Below are 15720 nucleotides of genomic sequence, written 5' to 3' on the forward strand. Positions count from 1 at the left end.
GGGCTCGTACAACATGCACAAAGCAAGGAGAAGAACCGTGGACGTAGTCCTCGGGGTGGCGGTCACCGGGCGTGTGGCGCGCTTGGCCATGATCGGATCGCCCGCGAGCGGCGGCCAGGTTCTGGATCAGTACGCGCTCGACCTGCCCGATGACTTCGTGGCCGAGATGTCGGAGCTTGCCGAGACCATCATCGGCACCTACCGCGCGGTGACCGAGTCGGGCAACCAGGTTGCCGCGACCCGACTGTGCCTGCCCGACGAATCGGCGGCCGACACGCTGCGCCAGACCGTGCTCGACGCCGGAGTGCCGAACGTCGAGGTGGTGGCAGAAGCCGAGGCCGCCGCCGCCCTGGCCCGTAGCGTGGGCGCTGACGCCGCATTGCTGGTGGCCGACGATGACACCGTGTCGCTGACCGTGGTTGGTGAAGAGGCCGCCGCGCCGAACTCGACATTGGCCACGGTTCCGATCGGCACTGCCGGGGCCGCCGCTGCGTGCGCGGCGGTGCTCAAGCGGGTGTCCGCCGACGAGGCCCCCAGCCGGGTGCTGTTGGTCGGACAGCGACTCGATCTTGATTCCGTTGCGGCAGAGCTTCGTTCGACCGCCCCGGTCGAGGTGGCACCGGATGCGGGCTATGCCATCGCCCGAGGCGCGGCCCAGTTGGTCGACGACCTCGCGCCGGCGAGTGCGTCCACCCAGATGGCGCCCGTCGTCGGTGCGCCACTGGATGCAACCCAGATGGCCCCCGCGGCCTCGGACGCGACGCAGATGGCACCGGCGTCGGACGCGACCCAGATGGCACCGATGGCTCCTGCCGCCGAGGCCACCCAGATGGCACCTGCCCCCGCAGATTCCGCGGCCGTCGGACCGGATCTGGCGTACTCGCAGGACCCCGACGACCAACCGTGGGCCGACGAGATGCCGATGGACGCGGTCAACGAGTTCATCCCCGAGCAGGACGACGACCCCGACTACACGACCGTCATAGCACCGCCGCCGCCGCGGATGCTGTTGATGGGCAGTGCGCTGGCCTTCGTCGTGGTGAGCTTCGCCACGCTGGCCACCGCGGTCGCGATCAACGTCCGCCCCACGGCCGACGTGCGCGCGCAGCCTGCGCCCACCGAGCAGGCGGCGACGGTACCCGGCAATTATCTCCCACCGGTCCCGCACGAGCCGGATCCGGTGGCGCTGCCCGTCTCGGTGCTGACCCCGCCGCCCGCTGCTCCGGCAGCACCCAAGGTGCGCCAGGACATCGGCAACCAGCCGGTCAACCAGCCACCTGCGGTGGTACCTCCGGCCGCGCCCCCGGTTCAGCCGGCTCCCCCGCCGGTCGTCCCCCCGGCTCCGGTTCCGATACCGGTGCCGGTACCGATTCCGATCCCGCTTCCTCCCGTCGTGTGGCCGACGGTGCCGACGTGGACCCCGCCGACCACCACCACGGCACCGCCGACGACCACGACGGCGCCGCCCACGACAACGACGGCTCCCCCGACCACCACTACGGCACCGCCGACGACGACTACGGCACCGCCCACCACCACGGCGCCACCCACGACTACGGCACCGCCCACCACGACCGCGCCACCCACCACCACGGCGCCTCCGACCACCACGGTGGCGCCGACCCGTACGTCGGAACCTCCCATCGAGGTACCGACCCACACCGTGCCGACCTACACGGCACCGGTCGAACAGCCCACGTACCAGGCTCCGGTGACGACGGTGGCGCCGCAGTCGCCGTTTGGTGGAGGTGAGTCCCCATATGGGGGTGGCTCGTCGTCCGGCGGTAGCTCGTCCAGTGGCGGGTCATCCAGTGGCGGATCTTCGGGCGGCGGCCTCTTCGGTGGTGGAAGTGGTTCTGGGAGCGGTAGTTACGGTGGCTCGCCGGTGACGACGATGCCCACCAGCCCATAGCCGTTCAGTAGTCGTGGTTCGGGCAGGCGACGTCGACGTAGACGGTGACGAAGGTCGTCGGGCCGGGCTCCTGATTGGCGGGATTGTTGACGCCGGTGACCCAGCACTCCGACAGTGGCTTGGTGTCGAATCCGTTGGTCCAGTTGATGTGAACGGTGTAGCCCTGCGATTCCAGGTCGCGGATCACGTCGTCGGCACCGGCGGACGCCACCGGGGATGAGACGACCGCTGCCACCAGCAGCGCGGCATACAGAACCGAAGCCCGAAGCATGGTCTCCATCGTCCGCTCGTCAGCTGGAAACACCCAGTGCGATTGAGCGACGTTTACCTTGGAGGCTGACGTCCGTTCATCCGAAAGGAACGCCGCAGTGGCCAAGAAGCGTTGGAATGACCTGTCCCCTCGAGCCAAGACGGCCGTGATCGCGGTGGCAGCGGTAGACGCCGGGCTGCGGGCCTGGGCGCTGCGTGACCTCGCCGGCCGCGACGCGAGCCGGATCAACGGACCGAAATGGTTGTGGGGCAGCGCGCTCGGCCTGCTGAGCACCTCGGGTGTGCTGCCCGCGGTCTATCTGGTCGCCGGGCGCAGGTCCTGAGTCGGCCGTTGCCTGGCCATGTTCGGCCAGGCAACGGCAGATCTGTTTTCCCTCGGCTGGGCCTACCCGGTGTGCGCCACGCTCTGACCGCGCTGAGGCGCGGGATCGGTGATGGCGCCGTCGTCGAGGAGATTGTCGAGGTTGCGCTTCGAGGTCTCCGGCGCGAAGTAGGCGGCGATCAGCGTCAGCACCGACGACGCCGAGATGTAGATCGCGACGGATGTCACCGAACCGGTGGTGTCCAGCAGCGTCGACGCGATCAGCGGTGCGAACCCACCACCGACGATGCCGATCAGCATGTAGCCCAGCGAGACGCCGGTGTAGCGGTAGCTGGTGTCGAACAGCTCGGCGATGAACGCAGCGAGGACGCCGTACATCGCACCCTGGAACACCATCGCGACCGACACCGACAACACCATCAGCCCAAAGTTGCCGGTACCCATGAGCGGGTACACCGCGAAGGCCCACACCGCCATCCCGACACCGCCGATCAGGAAGGGAATGCGCCGGCCCACCCGGTCACTGAGCCGTCCGAAGTACAGAATCGACAAGAGCTGAGCGACCGCGCCGATGGCGACAGCGTTGAGGACTGTCGCCTTGGAGATATCGGTGTGATGAGTGACGTAGGACAACGAGAACACGTTGATCACGAAGTAGGCGACCTGCTGGCCGAGCCCGAGCAGCACGACCAGCAAGATCATCTTCGGGGCGTGGCGAAGCACCTGCAGGATCGGGGCCTTCGCCTCTTTCTCCTTGAGTTGCTTCTGATTTCGGGTGAAGACAGAGGACTCGACGATCTTGACCCGGATCAGCAGGCCCACCAACACCAGTGGCGCACTGAGCAGGAACGGAATGCGCCAGCCCCACGCCATGAACTGTTCCTCGGTCATCAACGCGCTCACCGCTGCCAGGGTGGCCGTGGACAGCAGGAAGCCCAACGGCGAGGCGGATTGCATCCAGCTGCCGGCCCGCCCCCGGCTGTCCACGGACTCGTCCTGCTCCACCACCATCAGCACGGCGCCGCCCCATTCTCCACCGAGACCGATGCCTTGAATCAGGCGACACAGCACCAACAGGACGGGTGCCAGGATGCCGATGGAGCTGTAGGTCGGCAGCAGTCCGATGGCCACGGTCGCGGCACCCATCATCAAGATGGTCGCGATCAGGGCCGCCTTGCGCCCGACCCGGTCACCGATGTGGCCGAAGATGATCCCACCGATCGGGCGGGCAGCGAACCCGACCCCGAATGTGGCCAGCGCCAACAATGTTCCCGCCGCCGGATCCACATCGGGAAAGAAGATCTTGCCGAAGACGAGTGCGGCGACGGATCCGTAGATGTTGAAGTCGTACCACTCGATCGTGGTGCCGACCATGCTCGCGATGATGGTGCGCCTGCGACGCGATTTCGCGGCCGCAGCGTCTGCGTCTGCAGCAGGAACTGAAGGGTTCATATGATCCTCTGGTAGGTGCTGGTCATAGCGAAAATGCTAGGGCGGCAATATGGCTGCACCCATAGTCGCGGTGCAACGCGATCCAGCTCACACAGTGTGCGTCTGCACAACTGCGGATGCGCACGCGAACTCATGACCGCAGCAGGCACAGCTGCACCATGGCTTGCGCTCGAGGCGTCCGAAGGCTGATGCCGGTGGCCTCCTCGAATTTCCGGATTCGATTTAGCACGGTGTTGCGGTGACAGTAGAGCTTGGCCGCGGTGGTCGAGACCGACCCGCTCTCGGCGTACACCAGCATGGTTTCCACGAGCAGGTCGCGATCGTTCATCGCGGCCAGAGGCACCTCGACGTAGCTGCGAAGGTCGTCGATCACGGTGCACAACTGCGCGATGGACAACTTGGCCCAGGAACGGCGAAGCGTCGTCGCCGGCAGGCCCAACTGCGCCAGCATCCGGACGGTTGTCGCCGCCCGGAAGACGTTCGGTAACTGGACGGTTCGCGAGGCCACGGCCCCCGTCACTCCGGGAAGGAGATCGGCTGCCAGCGTCTCGTCATCGGGCCAGCGACTGTGCGCGGACAGCAGGATCAGCGTGAGGCCCTTGCTCGTGTGGTCCAGCGCCACACCGCCGAGTCCGGCCAGCTGCCGGTTGACCGCCGAGGTCGCCTCTTCGGCCGTCACGCCCACGACCCAGTAGGACGCGGTCTCGTCGAGACCGAGTACCTCCGCTGCGCGGTGCACGACGGTGGGACCGGGTTCATCGGAGAACTGCGTGACGCTCATCCTGATGGCCGCCGAGGGCCGCTGGGCCGACGACGAGTCTGTGGTTGCCGACCTGCTGGCCGACCTCGAAGGCGCCGTCGCACCCAGGTCGGTGCCGCTCTCGGAGGTACACCGAGCCGCCGCGATCGTCCGGATGCTCGTCGATCTGGACCGTACGGCGACCACCTTGCGCGGATCATGGGCCCAGCTGTCGATAACCCAGCTGTCACAGGTCATCGAGGACCTACGTGGCTACGTTCTCGGCCCGCTCGACGAGGTTCACGACTGCGAGCTGATCGTCGAGACAATCCAGGTGTTCGCCGGGAGCGGTTCCGTTTCCGACACCGCCTCGGCCCTCTACTGCCACCGCAACACCGTGATGAACCGGATCCGCCGGTTCGAGGAGGCCACCGGTATCAGCTTGCGCAGCCCCCGCTCGCTGGCCATGGTCCAGTTGTGCCTGCTGCCGGCCTAGAACCGGCCACGACCTACGTGCCCTTCACGTTGAGCACCTGACGGAGCTCGTGTTCGATCTCGATCAGGCTCGCTGCGTCAGCCATCACCACGTCGATGTCCTTGTACGCGTCGGGGATCTCGTCGACCCACTGCTCGCCGTGGCGGTACTCGATACCCTGCATCCGCTGTGCGAGGTCGTCCGCCGTGAAGCGGCGACGTGCCTCGTTCCGGGAGAACCGCCGGCCGGCGCCGTGCGGAGCTGAGCACAACCCGGCGGCATTTCCCTTGCCGCGCACCACATATGACCGCGTCCCCATGCTGCCCGGGATCAGGCCCATGACCCCGGTGTGCGCATCGATCGCACCCTTACGGGTCAACCACACCTCGCGGCCACCGTGGTGTTCCTTGCGGGTGTAGTTGTGATGGCAGTTCAAGCGTTCGACCTCGAAATCACCCGCAGTCTGCGGCCGGTCCAGATGGGCATAGCCCATCCACGCGGCGAACACCCACATGTAGCGGTCCATCATCTCGGCGCGGTTCTCGAAGGCGAACCGCTGCGCCCAGTTGAGGTCCCGCAGATAGCCGCTGAACTCCGGCGTGCCCTGCGGAAGGTAGGCCAGATCGGGGTTGGGCAGGTCGATCCACCACCGCTTCATGAGCTTCTGCGCAATCCTGATGTGCTTCTGCGCGATCTTGTTTCCGACCCCGCGGGAACCGGAATGCAGGAACAGCCACACCCGGTCGGCCTGGTCCAGGCACAGTTCGATGAAGTGGTTGCCGCCACCGAGCGAGCCGAGCTGCTCGCGCCACTTGGGCGAGTGCGACAGGTCGATCCCGCCGTCCTTGGCCAGGTGCTCGAGGTCGGTGATGCGGCCCGCCGTGAACGGGAACCGGGCGAGCGTGTCGTTGTAGTTGCCCGGTGACAGCGGGATCGCCGCCTCGATCGCCGTCCGCAGCGCCGCCAGATCACGGTCCTGGATGTCGGCAGCGGTGAATTCGGTGCGGGCCGCGATCATCCCGCAGCCGATGTCGACGCCGACGGCCGCCGGGATCACGGCGTCGATGGTCGGGATGACGGTGCCGACGGCCGACCCCTTGCCGCTGTGGGCATCAGGCATCAGCGCGACGTGCGGATGCACGAACGGCATCGAGGCGGTCTGCTTCGCCTGCTCGATGGTGTTGTCGTCGATGTGGCTGGCGAAGTTCAACAGCTTGTGGTCGACGACGCGATGCGTAGTCATGACGTCGATTCTGCCCATGCTGTCGAGCCTTTTTGTTTGTCGCCGCGCACTACCGGGTATCGCTCGTCAGCGGGTCGCCAGATTCCTACGTAGAGTCGGATTCACCGCTTCGGCCCAAACGCCTGCGCCGGATCTGACGTGATGCCGTCGTCCGGTGAAAACTGGATACGGACTTGTGGGCACCGTCGGGACCGGGGGTTCCGGTGAAATTTGGATGGTACGTATTCCTGCACCGCCCGGACGGTGGCGTGATGCCAGTCGCCGGGTTCTGGCGCAAACGCACCGCATTGCGGTGGATCGACGAGCATGCCGCACCAGACGACTACCTTGAGGTCCACCGTTTCAGCTGGTGGTCGGCCGACGCGGCCGGCCAACGAACGGCAGCCGATCCAGCGAGCGGAGGCCGGGGATCAGACGGCCGCTAGGCGGCCGGCCCAAAACCAAACAGGCCCCCTCGAAAGGGGGCCTGATCAGGGTGGCAGATGCAGGATTCGAACCTGCGTAGGCGTAAGCCGACGGATTTACAGTCCGCTCCCATTGGCCGCTCGGGCAATCTGCCTGGTTTTCACCCCGCCCCGTTTCCGGTTTGGTGCGAATAGCAGGGTACAACGAGGACCTACCCAAGTTACAAACCGGCAGGCCAGGTGCGACGAGGGCCACAACCGGACGGTACCGCGGGTGTGGCCTTCGACCGCCGCAAATGCAGTAGGGCAATACTCAGCACCCCATGTTGCGCAGGCGTTATTTTGTGCCGGCCAGACGTCAACTCCATGGGAGCGAGGCCCGACATGCAACAGACCACCGCGCGATCCGACGGCAGGCGCACGACTGTGCTGCTCGCCGGGATGTTGAGTTCCGGCACGATGCTCGCCGACTTGGTGTTTTCGGGCCCCTCCGCGCATGCGTCGTGCATCTCGGCCTTCGGCGTCAGCAGCAGCGCGGACTGCTCCAGCGGCGTGGCCGACGTCGCGATCGCCATCGGCAATGGTGCGACCGCATCCGCGTACGGCTGGTTCACCGGGGCGCTGGCGATCGGCGACGGCGCATCCGCGGTGGTGCCTGCCGATTTCCTGAGCCTCAATTCCCTGAGCGCGGCAATCGCCGTCGGTGAAGGTTCGACTTCAACTGTTCGCGGCATCCTCACGTTCGCTTACGCGAGCGGGTACCACGCATACGCCCAGTCGGCCGGTCTTACCTCGCTGGCGGTGACCGACGGCGCTCAGGGACATTCCATGACCAGTGGAATCGCCAACATCGCCATCAACCGCGGCGACCACGTCGACTACAACTGGGCCGAGGCGTTCGGGATCGGCAACCTCGCGGTCAACCTCGACGGCGACGGACGCGTGGTCGCCGGGTTCGACATCGACAGCGTCGCGTCCGTGGCATTCAATACCTCCGGCACCAATACCGTTAAGACACAGGGCGGTCCGTTCGCGATCGCCGGTGCCGTTGACCAGGACGGCGTCACGGTGAACCAAACCGGTCCGGGCATCAGCATCGTCGACGGCGCCGTCGCGGTGGCGAAGCGCCTCGTGGCAGACGATCCGGCTCCGCGGGCTCCGAAGTCATCGAAGCCCGCCCGCGCGGCGACCCTCGAATCCCGGCCACAGCGCGCCGCGTCCACGGTGCGGTCCCTGGTCAAGAAGCAGCTGGCGAAGCAGATGAACCGACCGTCAGGTCTGACCCGCGACCGGGTGGTGCACCGTGCAACAAGGCCGAAGGCCGGAGACGATTCCGCGTAGCCACGACAGCCCGCGTGTGGTGCGGGCAGCAAGGTGCGACGAGGATGTACCTAAGCTACAAACCGGCAGCATTCACCGAGGGAAGAGGAGGGGCGTCCAATGGCGGATTCCAGCTTCGACGTCGTCAGCAAGGTCGACCGGCAGGAGGTCGATAACGCGCTCAACCAGGCCGCCAAGGAACTGTCCACCCGCTTCGACTTCCGCGGCACCGACACCACCATTGCCTGGAAGGGCGAGGAGTCCATCGAGTTGGTCAGCTCCACCGAAGAACGCGTCAAAGCCGCGGTCGACGTGTTCAAGGAGAAATTGGTCCGCCGCGACATCTCGATGAAGGCCTTCGACGCCGGCGACCCGCAACCCAGCGGCAAGACCTACCGGGTGTCCGGCGACATCAAACAGGGCATCACCAGCGAGCAGGCCAAGAAGATCACCAAGATCATCCGCGACGAGGGCCCCAAGGGCGTCAAGGCGCAGATCCAGGGCGACGAGATCCGGGTGAGCTCGAAGAAGCGCGACGACCTGCAGGCCATCATCGCCCTACTCAAGGGCTCCGACCTCGACGTGGCATTGCAGTTCGTCAACTACCGCTAGCGGGGCCATCGACGGTGCACTCAGATCGCGTTTGACGACGAAATCGCGATCTGAGCGCACTCTCGGCGCGTCAAGGGATAGGCCGCGGCGAGAACCTCGGGATGAACCGGTGCATGGTGGCCGCCCCGCCGCACGACACCGCGCCCAGGACGGCCGCCGCAACGCCCAGCGGCGCCACCGCTGCCACCCCACCGACCGCCAGCGGCCCGAGGAACATCCCGCTGTCGTGCATGAGCCGCCACGCGGCCAGGAACTCGGCCCGGGTTGCCGTGGGCGCGACGTCCGCACCCAGCGTCATGATCACGCCGTTGCCCAGCCCGTTGCCCACACCCATCAGCACCGCCACGGCCGTCATGCCGATCACCCCGGCCGCAAACGGCAGTGCGAACAACGACGCACCGATCACCACGAGCGAAGGCACCGCCATCGCCCGCCGCCCGTAGCGGTCCATCACCACTCCAGACGGATACGAGCACAACAGGTCGGCCAGTGCCCCGATGCCGAAGACCACCGAGGCGGTCGCGGCACTCAGCCCGATGTGATCGGCCCACAGCGGCAGCACCGCATCCCGAGACGACCGTGCCGCCCCCATCATCAGCGCGCCCAGGCCCAGGGTGCCCAGCAGCGCGCGGTGAGTGCGCACGATCTCGGCGAGCCGGGCCCCGCCGGGCACCGCTCCCTCGGCGCGCGGCGGATCGGCCAGCCGGGCCATCAGATACCCCGACACCACGATGCCGACCATCTGCACGAGGAAGCCGCCGTGAGTCCCGACGGCCAGGATCACCGCCGCCCCGATGAGCGGCCCGACGAAATAGCCGAGCCGCCACGTCATGGCGAACATCGCCATCGCGCGGGCCCGCCGCTCGACACCCACGGCCTCGGCCAGATAGCTCTGCCGCGCCAAACCCCATACTGCACTGGAGAACCCGGTCAGCAACACGCCAATACCGAGAACCAGTGGATTCCAGGCGATCAGGCACAGCAGCACGCCCGCGGTGCCGAGCGAGGACCCGACGATGATGGACCGGCGCTCGCCGAACCGAGCGACCATCCGCCCGGCCGACAGGTCGCCGCACACCGCGCCGAGGCCGACGAGTGCGACGATGAACCCGGCCACTCCCACCGACGCGCCCAGATCCCTTGCGACGAGCGCGATCACGGGTGCGCCGGCGCCCTGCCCGATCCCGAAGATCGCGGACGGCAGGAAGACCGTGGTGGCCAGAGAGCGGAGCGGGACGCCCTCGCTCACGCGCTGGTTTCGGCCGCCGTCGCCGTGTAACGGCTGGGCCGGTGCGCCAGCCCGTAGTGCCCGCGTAGCGTCGTCGCGGTGTAGTCGGTCCGGAACAGTCCGCGCCGCTGCAGGATCGGCACCACCTGCTCGACGAAATCCTCCAGGCCGCCGGGCAGATACGGCGGCATGATGTTGAAACCGTCGGCGGCACCCTCGGTGAACCACAACTCCAGGTTGTCGGCCACCTGCTCGGCGGTGCCGGCGAAGGTCCGGTGTCCGCGGCCGCCACCGAGTTTGGCGATCAGTTGCCGCACGGTCAGCGATTCGCTGCTGGCCAGATCCTTCACCAGTTGGTAGCGGCTCTTGTTGCCCTGGATCTGTTCGATGGGTGGCAGCGCGGGCAACGGCGCGTCGAGCGCATGCGCGGTCAGGTCCACTCCGAGCATCTGCGACAGCTGACGCAACGAGTACTCGGGCGAGATCAGATCGGTGAACTGCTGTTCCAGTTCGAGGGCGGCATCCTCGGTGGAGCCGATGAACGGCACGATGCCGGGCAGGATCTTGACGTCGTCGGCACTGCGACCGAACTTCACCGCCCGGGACTTCACGTCGCGGTAGAACGCCTTGCCGTCCTCCACCGATCGCTGCGCGGTGAAGATCGCCTCGGCGTACCGGCCGGCGAAATCCTTGCCGGATTCCGAGGAACCGGCCTGCACCAGCAGTGGACATCCCTGCTCCGACCGCGGCGAGTTCAGTGGGCCGCGCACCGTGAAGTGCTCGCCGTCATGGTCGATCCGGTGCACCCGGTCCGGGTCGGCGAAGATTCCGGTGGACTCGTCGAGGACCAGGGCATCGTCCTCCCAGCTGTCCCACAATGCCGTTGCCACGTCGACGAATTCAGCCGCACGCCGATACCGCCCGGCATGGTCGGGAATGCCCTGGACACCGAAGTTGGCCGCCTCGTCCTCACCGGCAGAGGTGACGATGTTCCATCCGGCCCGCCCGCCGCTGATGTGATCCAGCGACGCAAAGCTACGGGCCAGGGTGTAAGGCTCAATGTAGCCGGTGGTGGCGGTGGCGATGAGTCCGACGTGCTCGGTGACCGTCGCCATCGCGGTCAGCAGTGTGATCGGTTCGAAGATTGCCTGCGTGTTGTGCTTCACCCGTGGCCCCACCGCGAGCCCGTCGGCGAAGAAGACCGAATCCAATTTGCCGCGCTCGGCGAGTTGGGCCAGACGCTGGAAGTGCTTGACATCGGTCAGGTTCCGCACATCGGTGCGGTCGTGCCGCCACGCTGCCTCATGGTGGCCGACACCCATGAGGAAGGCGTTGAGATGAAATTGTCGCGTCATGAACATCCTTTGATCAATTGGTGGCCCGCCAGCCCGACAGCCGCCCTTCGATGGCCACGACGATGCCGTTGAAGATGACGCCCACCAGGGCGATGGTGACGATGCCTGCGTACATGTTGGGAATCTGGAAGTTCAGCTGCGATGCCGTGATCAGGTAGCCCAATCCGGCCTTGGCGCCGACCATCTCGGCGGCGATGAGGACCAGGATCGAGGAGGCCGCCGCCATGCGCAGGCCGGTGAAGATGGTCGGCACTGCCGCGGGCAGGATCACCTTCTGGAACAGCCGGACCGGGGAAAGTCCGAGGGAACGCGCCGATTTGATCAGCAGGGGGTCCACGGTGCGTACCCCGGAGATGGTGTTGAGCAGGATCGGGAACGACGCCGCGTATATCACCAGCGCCACCTTGGAGGTTTCCCCGATCCCCAGGATGAGGATGAACACCGGCAACAGCGCCAGAGCGGCGGTATTGCGGAACAACTCAAGGATCGGGTTGAGGAACTCCGCGACCGGCCGGTACCAGGCGATCGCCACGCCGAGCGGGATGCTGATCACGATCGCGATGGCCAGACCGATGAGGGCGCGCGACAGGCTGGCCGAAACATGTTCGGCTAGTTGGCCGTTGCCCAGGAGGGTGAACCAGGCGCTGACAACCTCGGAGAACGGCGGCAGGAAGACCTTGTCCACCAGTCCGATCCGTGGCGCGACCTCCCACAGACCGAGGAATGCGGCGACGACCACGGTGGCACGTAACACCCGCCAGGTGAGGGCCTGCAGCCGGCGACCGCGCGGCTCGGGCTCCGGCGCCGTCGGTGCCGAGGCTGGAGTATCGACGTGCGACTCGACGGGAGCTACCGCGACGGCGCTAGACATGTTGAACCTCCTCGGACCGGGCGCGTTCCACCTCGTCGTGCAGTAGCGACCAGATGTGGTGGCGTTGCGCCCGGAATCCCTCGCTGGAACGGATGTCGTCGGTGCTGCGGTCGATGTCGACGTCGACGATCTTCTTGATCCGGCCCGGCCGCGACGTCAGCACGGCGACCCGCTGGCCGAGATACAGCGCCTCGTCGATGCCGTGGGTGATGAACAGGATGGTCTTGCCGGTGGCCTGCCAGATCCGCAGCAGCTCATCCTGCAGCGATTCCCGGGTCTGGGCATCCAACGCGGCGAACGGCTCGTCCATCAGCAGCACCTCGGGGTCGAACGCCAGGCTGCGGGCGATCGCGACGCGCTGCTTCATCCCCCCGGACAGTTCGTGCGGGTAGCGATCGGCGAAGCCCTGCAGCCCGACCAGCTCGAGATACTCCTCGGCCCGCCGCCGACGCTCGGCCGCCGGTAAACCTTTTGCCTCCAGGCCGAATTCGATGTTCTTCCGGGCGGTCCGCCACGGCAGCAGGGCGTACTGCTGGAAGACGATGCCGCGGTCCAGCCCGGGACCGGTGACCGGCGTGCCGTCGAGCAGGATCTCCCCCGACGTCGGCTGGGTCAGCCCGCCCAACAGGTCCAGCAGCGTCGACTTGCCGCAGCCGCTCGGGCCGACCAGCACCAGGAACTCGCCGTCCGCCACATCGATGCTGATGTCCTGGATCGCGGTGAAATGGGTCTTCTCACCACGGATCGCGAACTGCTTGGTCACGTGCCGCAGACTCAGTTTGGGTGACGAATTCTCGACGTGTGCACTCACTTGTGCGCCAACGCTTTCCCGTCGGGGCCGCTGCCGTCGGGATAGGTTCCGTTGGCGTACGGGTTGAACTCGTTGGTGTAGAGGTCCTTCGCCTCAAGCTGCCCTTCCTTGAGCTCGCCATTGCGCACGAGCCAGTCGATCCAGGTCTGCAGCTCGCGTTCGGCGATCACCGCGCCGGGCACCGGAATGCCCGAGCTGCGCCAGTATTCGATGGATTGCGTGTCCTCGTTGCGTTTGCGCTTGTCGATGATCTCGCGGAACTTGGCGACCACCTCGTCACGCGGGGTCACCTGGGTCCACCGGATGGCCCGCGCGGTGCCCTGGACGTAATCGGCCACCGCGTCCCGGTTCTTGGCCAGGAAATCGTCACGGACCACATACGTGCCGTAACTGAACGCCCCGAACAGAGACTTGTCGGTGAACAGCGGCCGGATCCCGCCACGCTCCTGGGCGGTCTCCCGCCAGATCCCGTTGAGCGCCGCGACATCGATCTGCTTCTCGCGCAGCGCCTGCTCGGTGTTGACCGGCGGCACCACGGTGAGTGTCACGGTCTTGATCTCGTCGTTGGTCAGCCCCTCCTTGGCCAGCCATTCCCGGGTGAGGAATTCATGATGGGCGCCAAGGGTATTCATCCCGACCTTCTTGCCGATCAGGTCACGTGCCGAGTGGATCGGGCTGTTCTCCAACACGAAGTATCCGGTGTATTCGCCCTCGTCGGCGCCATAGGAGCTGAGCACCGACGTGATCGGCGCACCCGCGGCGTTGAGCTTGACCACCGCGCCGTTGAACGCCTCACCCACGTCGATGTCGCCGGTGGCCACCGACTGGATGTCCTGCGGTCCGCTGGTGGTATTCCCCACCCAATCGAGCTTGATCTTGTCGTAGTAGCCGAGGTCCTCGGCCAGTTCCTGGAATCGAACCTCTCCGGCCCAGCCCTGATAGCGCACCACGGTCTTGCCGTCTTCGGTGCGCGCGGACTCACCGGACGAGCCACACGCGGTCAGTACCAGCACGAGTGCACTGAGCATCGCGAGTACCGAACTGATTAGGCGCATGGCCGTTGCCCCCCATGGAGTCGCACTGATTGGTGCGGCTCATGGTGGCAACAAATCGGGGTCGGGTAACCCTTTAGCCTCGCGAAGAATCGAAAGGCTCAGACGGCTTCCGGCCTGACGGTCAGGCGCCGCCGTACTGCGGCTGCAGCACCGGGGCGAGCGCGGAGAGCGGGATGTGCGCCTGCACTGTGCCGCCGTCCATCGACCACTGCATCCGGCCCGGGGTGAAATCGACCGGGGAGTCACGGCCGACCGGATAGTCCGGCATGTAGAGGATCAGCTCGTCCTGGGTCAGCGCCCAGGCCTTGTAGCCGCCCGAGTACACGTTGTTCGGCGTCCAGCGGTCCGGGGTAAATGGGTAGGTGCCGGGCTGGTGCGGCGGCGGCGCGGCATCGAGCGCGGCGACGATGAACGGGTCACCCAGGCGCGGGATCTCGGCCCGGTGGTCGACGCCTGGTTTGAACAGGTCGGCCAGCTGCACCTGCCGGCCGCCCGCGAACGTGAACGTGCGGTAGGCGTCGCTGACGATGGGCGCGTTCGGGTGTGACAGGGCGTCGGTACCCCAGGTACCTGAGTACATCTCGTGGAAGACAACCGTCGTCGCGTCGCCGTGCTGGAAGATCTCGAACTGCTCCTCGCCGAAGCTGTCCGCGGCCATCTTCTGCGCGGCGTTGCGCCAGTTGTTCATCAGGTTGGTCAGGTACTGCCGGATGACGGGGTTCTCCACCATGTCACCGGGCAGCGCCACCTTGATGTCCCGAACCGCCTTCCGGTCCGAGGTCACCGACGTGTGGCAGGCCTGCCCATCCCACTGTCCGGCCAGTTCGTCACAGAACGTTGCCGCCGAGGCCGCGGCGGACGGGGTGACCGTGATGGCCATCGCCGAACCTGCCACCACGGCCGCCGCGCCGATCAGCTTGCCGATGCGCAACATGTCAATACCTCAGGGAAGTTCCACTTTGCTTGCCCGCCACTGCCCGTCGACCTTCTCCATCGTCATCTTGATGCGGCTGCGGTCGATCCGTGGATCGGGCACCGTGCTGTTGGCCACCGACTGGTCGACGAACAACAACACGACGACCTTGTCCTTGCTCGCCGACTGCACCGCCGACTGCACCACCACGCCGTGTGCCGTGGCCTTGTTGTCGATGAGCAGTTGGCGCAGCTGCATGCTCGACTGCGAGTACATGTCCTTGAACTCACCGGTGGCACCGGCCAGAACCTGGTTGAAATTCTCGTCGACCTTGTTGGAGTCGATACTCGTCAAGACCTGGGCATAGTTGACCGCGGCATCCTGCGCCTGCTGGCCGGCCTGGGCCACCTGCTTGGTCTGCCACAGCTGCCACCCCAGGAAGCCCGAAAGCGCCAGGGAGGCAGCGACGACGACGGCCACGACCCCGACGAGCGCCCAGCGGCGCCGGCCCCGTGACGTTGCATCCGAAGACTCGGGCTCTGCCGCCTCTTCTGCCTCGTCTTCGTCCTTGGCCTCGTCGTCGACCTCGTCCTTGGATTCTTCGTCGGCCTCCGTCTCGGCCTCCGACTCCGCATCAGAATCAGCGACCTCCTCGGCCGTCTCTTCGATACCGATTGCGTCGTCGACGGTCTCGGTCTGATCGTCGGTCTTCTTGTCCGTCGTCACAGTCACCGTCAT

Annotated in this window: 17 protein-coding genes and 1 tRNA gene; 6 read left to right on the plus strand and 12 right to left on the minus strand. The window is 66.4% G+C overall.

The genetic code is table 11. The features are described 5' to 3' along the window. The first annotated feature begins 37 nt into the window (after nt 1-37). Nucleotides 38-1912: a DUF7159 family protein gene (locus tag AB0876_RS19685; protein ID WP_526042713.1), complete on the plus strand. Its 1875-nt coding sequence runs from the start codon at nt 38-40 to the stop codon at nt 1910-1912. Nucleotides 1913-1916: 4 nt separating this feature from the next. Here AB0876_RS19685 and AB0876_RS19690 read toward each other — a convergent pair whose 3' ends face one another. Beyond that, nucleotides 1917-2192 (minus strand): hypothetical protein, encoded by a 276-nt coding sequence (locus AB0876_RS19690; RefSeq protein WP_463791018.1) that lies wholly within the window; start codon nt 2190-2192, stop codon nt 1917-1919. An 88-nt stretch (nt 2193-2280) separates the two neighbouring features. Between AB0876_RS19690 and AB0876_RS19695 the strand changes: the two genes are divergently transcribed. Continuing rightward, the gene (locus AB0876_RS19695) at nt 2281-2505 is read left to right on the plus strand and encodes a hypothetical protein (protein ID WP_526042714.1); all 225 of its coding nucleotides are present in this window, start codon (nt 2281-2283) and stop codon (nt 2503-2505) included. Between the two features lie 62 nt (nt 2506-2567). Here the strand turns inward: AB0876_RS19695 and AB0876_RS19700 are convergent, their stop codons facing one another. After that, the gene (locus AB0876_RS19700; protein WP_526042715.1) at nt 2568-3956 is read right to left on the minus strand and encodes an MFS transporter; all 1389 of its coding nucleotides are present in this window, start codon (nt 3954-3956) and stop codon (nt 2568-2570) included. 130 nt (nt 3957-4086) lie between these two features. Beyond that, nucleotides 4087-4737 carry a helix-turn-helix domain-containing protein gene (locus AB0876_RS19705; protein ID WP_526042716.1) on the minus strand — a complete coding sequence of 217 codons (651 nt, stop codon included), beginning with the start codon at nt 4735-4737 and terminating at the stop codon, nt 4087-4089. Between AB0876_RS19705 and AB0876_RS19710 the strand changes: the two genes are divergently transcribed. Continuing rightward, nucleotides 4727-5191 carry a helix-turn-helix domain-containing protein gene (locus AB0876_RS19710; RefSeq protein ID WP_526042717.1) on the plus strand — a complete coding sequence of 155 codons (465 nt, stop codon included), beginning with the start codon at nt 4727-4729 and terminating at the stop codon, nt 5189-5191. The two genes, AB0876_RS19705 and AB0876_RS19710, sit on opposite strands and share 11 nt — an antisense overlap. A gap of 13 nt (nt 5192-5204) precedes the next feature. Here the strand turns inward: AB0876_RS19710 and AB0876_RS19715 are convergent, their stop codons facing one another. Then, nucleotides 5205-6413: an RtcB family protein gene (locus tag AB0876_RS19715; RefSeq protein ID WP_526042718.1), complete on the minus strand. Its 1209-nt coding sequence runs from the start codon at nt 6411-6413 to the stop codon at nt 5205-5207. A 251-nt stretch (nt 6414-6664) separates the two neighbouring features. On the opposite strand from AB0876_RS19715, the gene AB0876_RS19720 reads away from it, so the two are divergent. After that, on the plus strand, nt 6665-6838 hold the full coding sequence (locus AB0876_RS19720; protein WP_526042719.1) for a hypothetical protein: 174 nt from the start codon (nt 6665-6667) through the stop codon (nt 6836-6838). 51 nt (nt 6839-6889) lie between these two features. Here AB0876_RS19720 and AB0876_RS19725 read toward each other — a convergent pair. Then, nucleotides 6890-6972: transfer RNA gene (locus AB0876_RS19725), tRNA-Tyr, on the minus strand. A 229-nt stretch (nt 6973-7201) separates the two neighbouring features. Between AB0876_RS19725 and AB0876_RS19730 the strand changes: the two genes are divergently transcribed. Both AB0876_RS19730 and AB0876_RS19735 read left to right on the plus strand, forming a co-directional pair. Then, the gene (locus AB0876_RS19730) at nt 7202-8158 is read left to right on the plus strand and encodes a hypothetical protein (RefSeq protein ID WP_526042720.1); all 957 of its coding nucleotides are present in this window, start codon (nt 7202-7204) and stop codon (nt 8156-8158) included. Between the two features lie 99 nt (nt 8159-8257). Beyond that, the gene (locus AB0876_RS19735; RefSeq protein ID WP_463791023.1) at nt 8258-8749 is read left to right on the plus strand and encodes a YajQ family cyclic di-GMP-binding protein; all 492 of its coding nucleotides are present in this window, start codon (nt 8258-8260) and stop codon (nt 8747-8749) included. 70 nt (nt 8750-8819) lie between these two features. On the opposite strand, the gene AB0876_RS19740 is transcribed toward AB0876_RS19735, so the two are convergent. The 7 genes from AB0876_RS19740 to AB0876_RS19770 form a co-directional block, all read right to left on the minus strand. Continuing rightward, nucleotides 8820-9998, minus strand: a complete 1179-nt coding sequence (locus tag AB0876_RS19740) for an MFS transporter (RefSeq protein WP_526042721.1) — start codon at nt 9996-9998, stop codon at nt 8820-8822. Further along, nucleotides 9995-11338: an LLM class flavin-dependent oxidoreductase gene (locus AB0876_RS19745; protein WP_526042722.1), complete on the minus strand. Its 1344-nt coding sequence runs from the start codon at nt 11336-11338 to the stop codon at nt 9995-9997. The genes AB0876_RS19740 and AB0876_RS19745 overlap by 4 nt, the downstream gene beginning before the upstream one ends. A 7-nt stretch (nt 11339-11345) precedes the next feature. Next, complete coding sequence (locus AB0876_RS19750; RefSeq protein ID WP_526042723.1) at nt 11346-12203, minus strand: ABC transporter permease; 858 nt, start codon at nt 12201-12203, stop codon at nt 11346-11348. Then, nucleotides 12196-13014, minus strand: a complete 819-nt coding sequence (locus AB0876_RS19755) for an ABC transporter ATP-binding protein (protein ID WP_491841783.1) — start codon at nt 13012-13014, stop codon at nt 12196-12198. The genes AB0876_RS19750 and AB0876_RS19755 overlap by 8 nt, the downstream gene beginning before the upstream one ends. Beyond that, the gene (locus tag AB0876_RS19760; RefSeq protein ID WP_463791175.1) at nt 13011-14042 is read right to left on the minus strand and encodes an ABC transporter substrate-binding protein; all 1032 of its coding nucleotides are present in this window, start codon (nt 14040-14042) and stop codon (nt 13011-13013) included. The genes AB0876_RS19755 and AB0876_RS19760 overlap by 4 nt, the downstream gene beginning before the upstream one ends. Before the next feature lie 148 nt (nt 14043-14190). Continuing rightward, nucleotides 14191-15003 carry a DUF3298 domain-containing protein gene (locus AB0876_RS19765; RefSeq protein WP_526042724.1) on the minus strand — a complete coding sequence of 271 codons (813 nt, stop codon included), beginning with the start codon at nt 15001-15003 and terminating at the stop codon, nt 14191-14193. Nucleotides 15004-15012: 9 nt separating this feature from the next. Continuing rightward, nucleotides 15013-15720, minus strand: coding sequence for an Rv1363c family protein (locus tag AB0876_RS19770; protein WP_491841785.1), 708 nt, complete (start codon nt 15718-15720; stop codon nt 15013-15015).

Source organism: Mycobacterium sp. NPDC049093 (genome assembly GCF_040704635.1).
Taxonomy (GTDB): Bacteria; Actinomycetota; Actinomycetes; order Mycobacteriales; family Mycobacteriaceae; genus Mycobacterium.

Bases quoted from the DNA above. Each gene is read 5' to 3' on its own strand.
- AB0876_RS19760 (WP_463791175.1), bottom strand. From the start codon at position 14,042: ATGCTCAGTGCACTCGTGCTGGTACTGACCGCGTGTGGCTCGTCCGGT.
- AB0876_RS19690 (WP_463791018.1), bottom strand. From the start codon at position 2,192: ATGGAGACCATGCTTCGGGCTTCGGTTCTGTATGCCGCGCTGCTGGTG.
- AB0876_RS19720 (WP_526042719.1), top strand. From the start codon at position 6,665: ATGCCAGTCGCCGGGTTCTGGCGCAAACGCACCGCATTGCGGTGGATC.
- AB0876_RS19735 (WP_463791023.1), top strand. From the start codon at position 8,258: ATGGCGGATTCCAGCTTCGACGTCGTCAGCAAGGTCGACCGGCAGGAG.
- AB0876_RS19730 (WP_526042720.1), top strand. From the start codon at position 7,202: ATGCAACAGACCACCGCGCGATCCGACGGCAGGCGCACGACTGTGCTG.
- AB0876_RS19745 (WP_526042722.1), bottom strand. From the start codon at position 11,338: ATGTTCATGACGCGACAATTTCATCTCAACGCCTTCCTCATGGGTGTC.
- AB0876_RS19765 (WP_526042724.1), bottom strand. From the start codon at position 15,003: ATGTTGCGCATCGGCAAGCTGATCGGCGCGGCGGCCGTGGTGGCAGGT.
- AB0876_RS19700 (WP_526042715.1), bottom strand. From the start codon at position 3,956: ATGAACCCTTCAGTTCCTGCTGCAGACGCAGACGCTGCGGCCGCGAAA.
- AB0876_RS19770 (WP_491841785.1), bottom strand. From the start codon at position 15,720: ATGACGGTGACTGTGACGACGGACAAGAAGACCGACGATCAGACCGAG.
- AB0876_RS19750 (WP_526042723.1), bottom strand. From the start codon at position 12,203: ATGTCTAGCGCCGTCGCGGTAGCTCCCGTCGAGTCGCACGTCGATACT.
- AB0876_RS19715 (WP_526042718.1), bottom strand. From the start codon at position 6,413: ATGACTACGCATCGCGTCGTCGACCACAAGCTGTTGAACTTCGCCAGC.
- AB0876_RS19705 (WP_526042716.1), bottom strand. From the start codon at position 4,737: ATGAGCGTCACGCAGTTCTCCGATGAACCCGGTCCCACCGTCGTGCAC.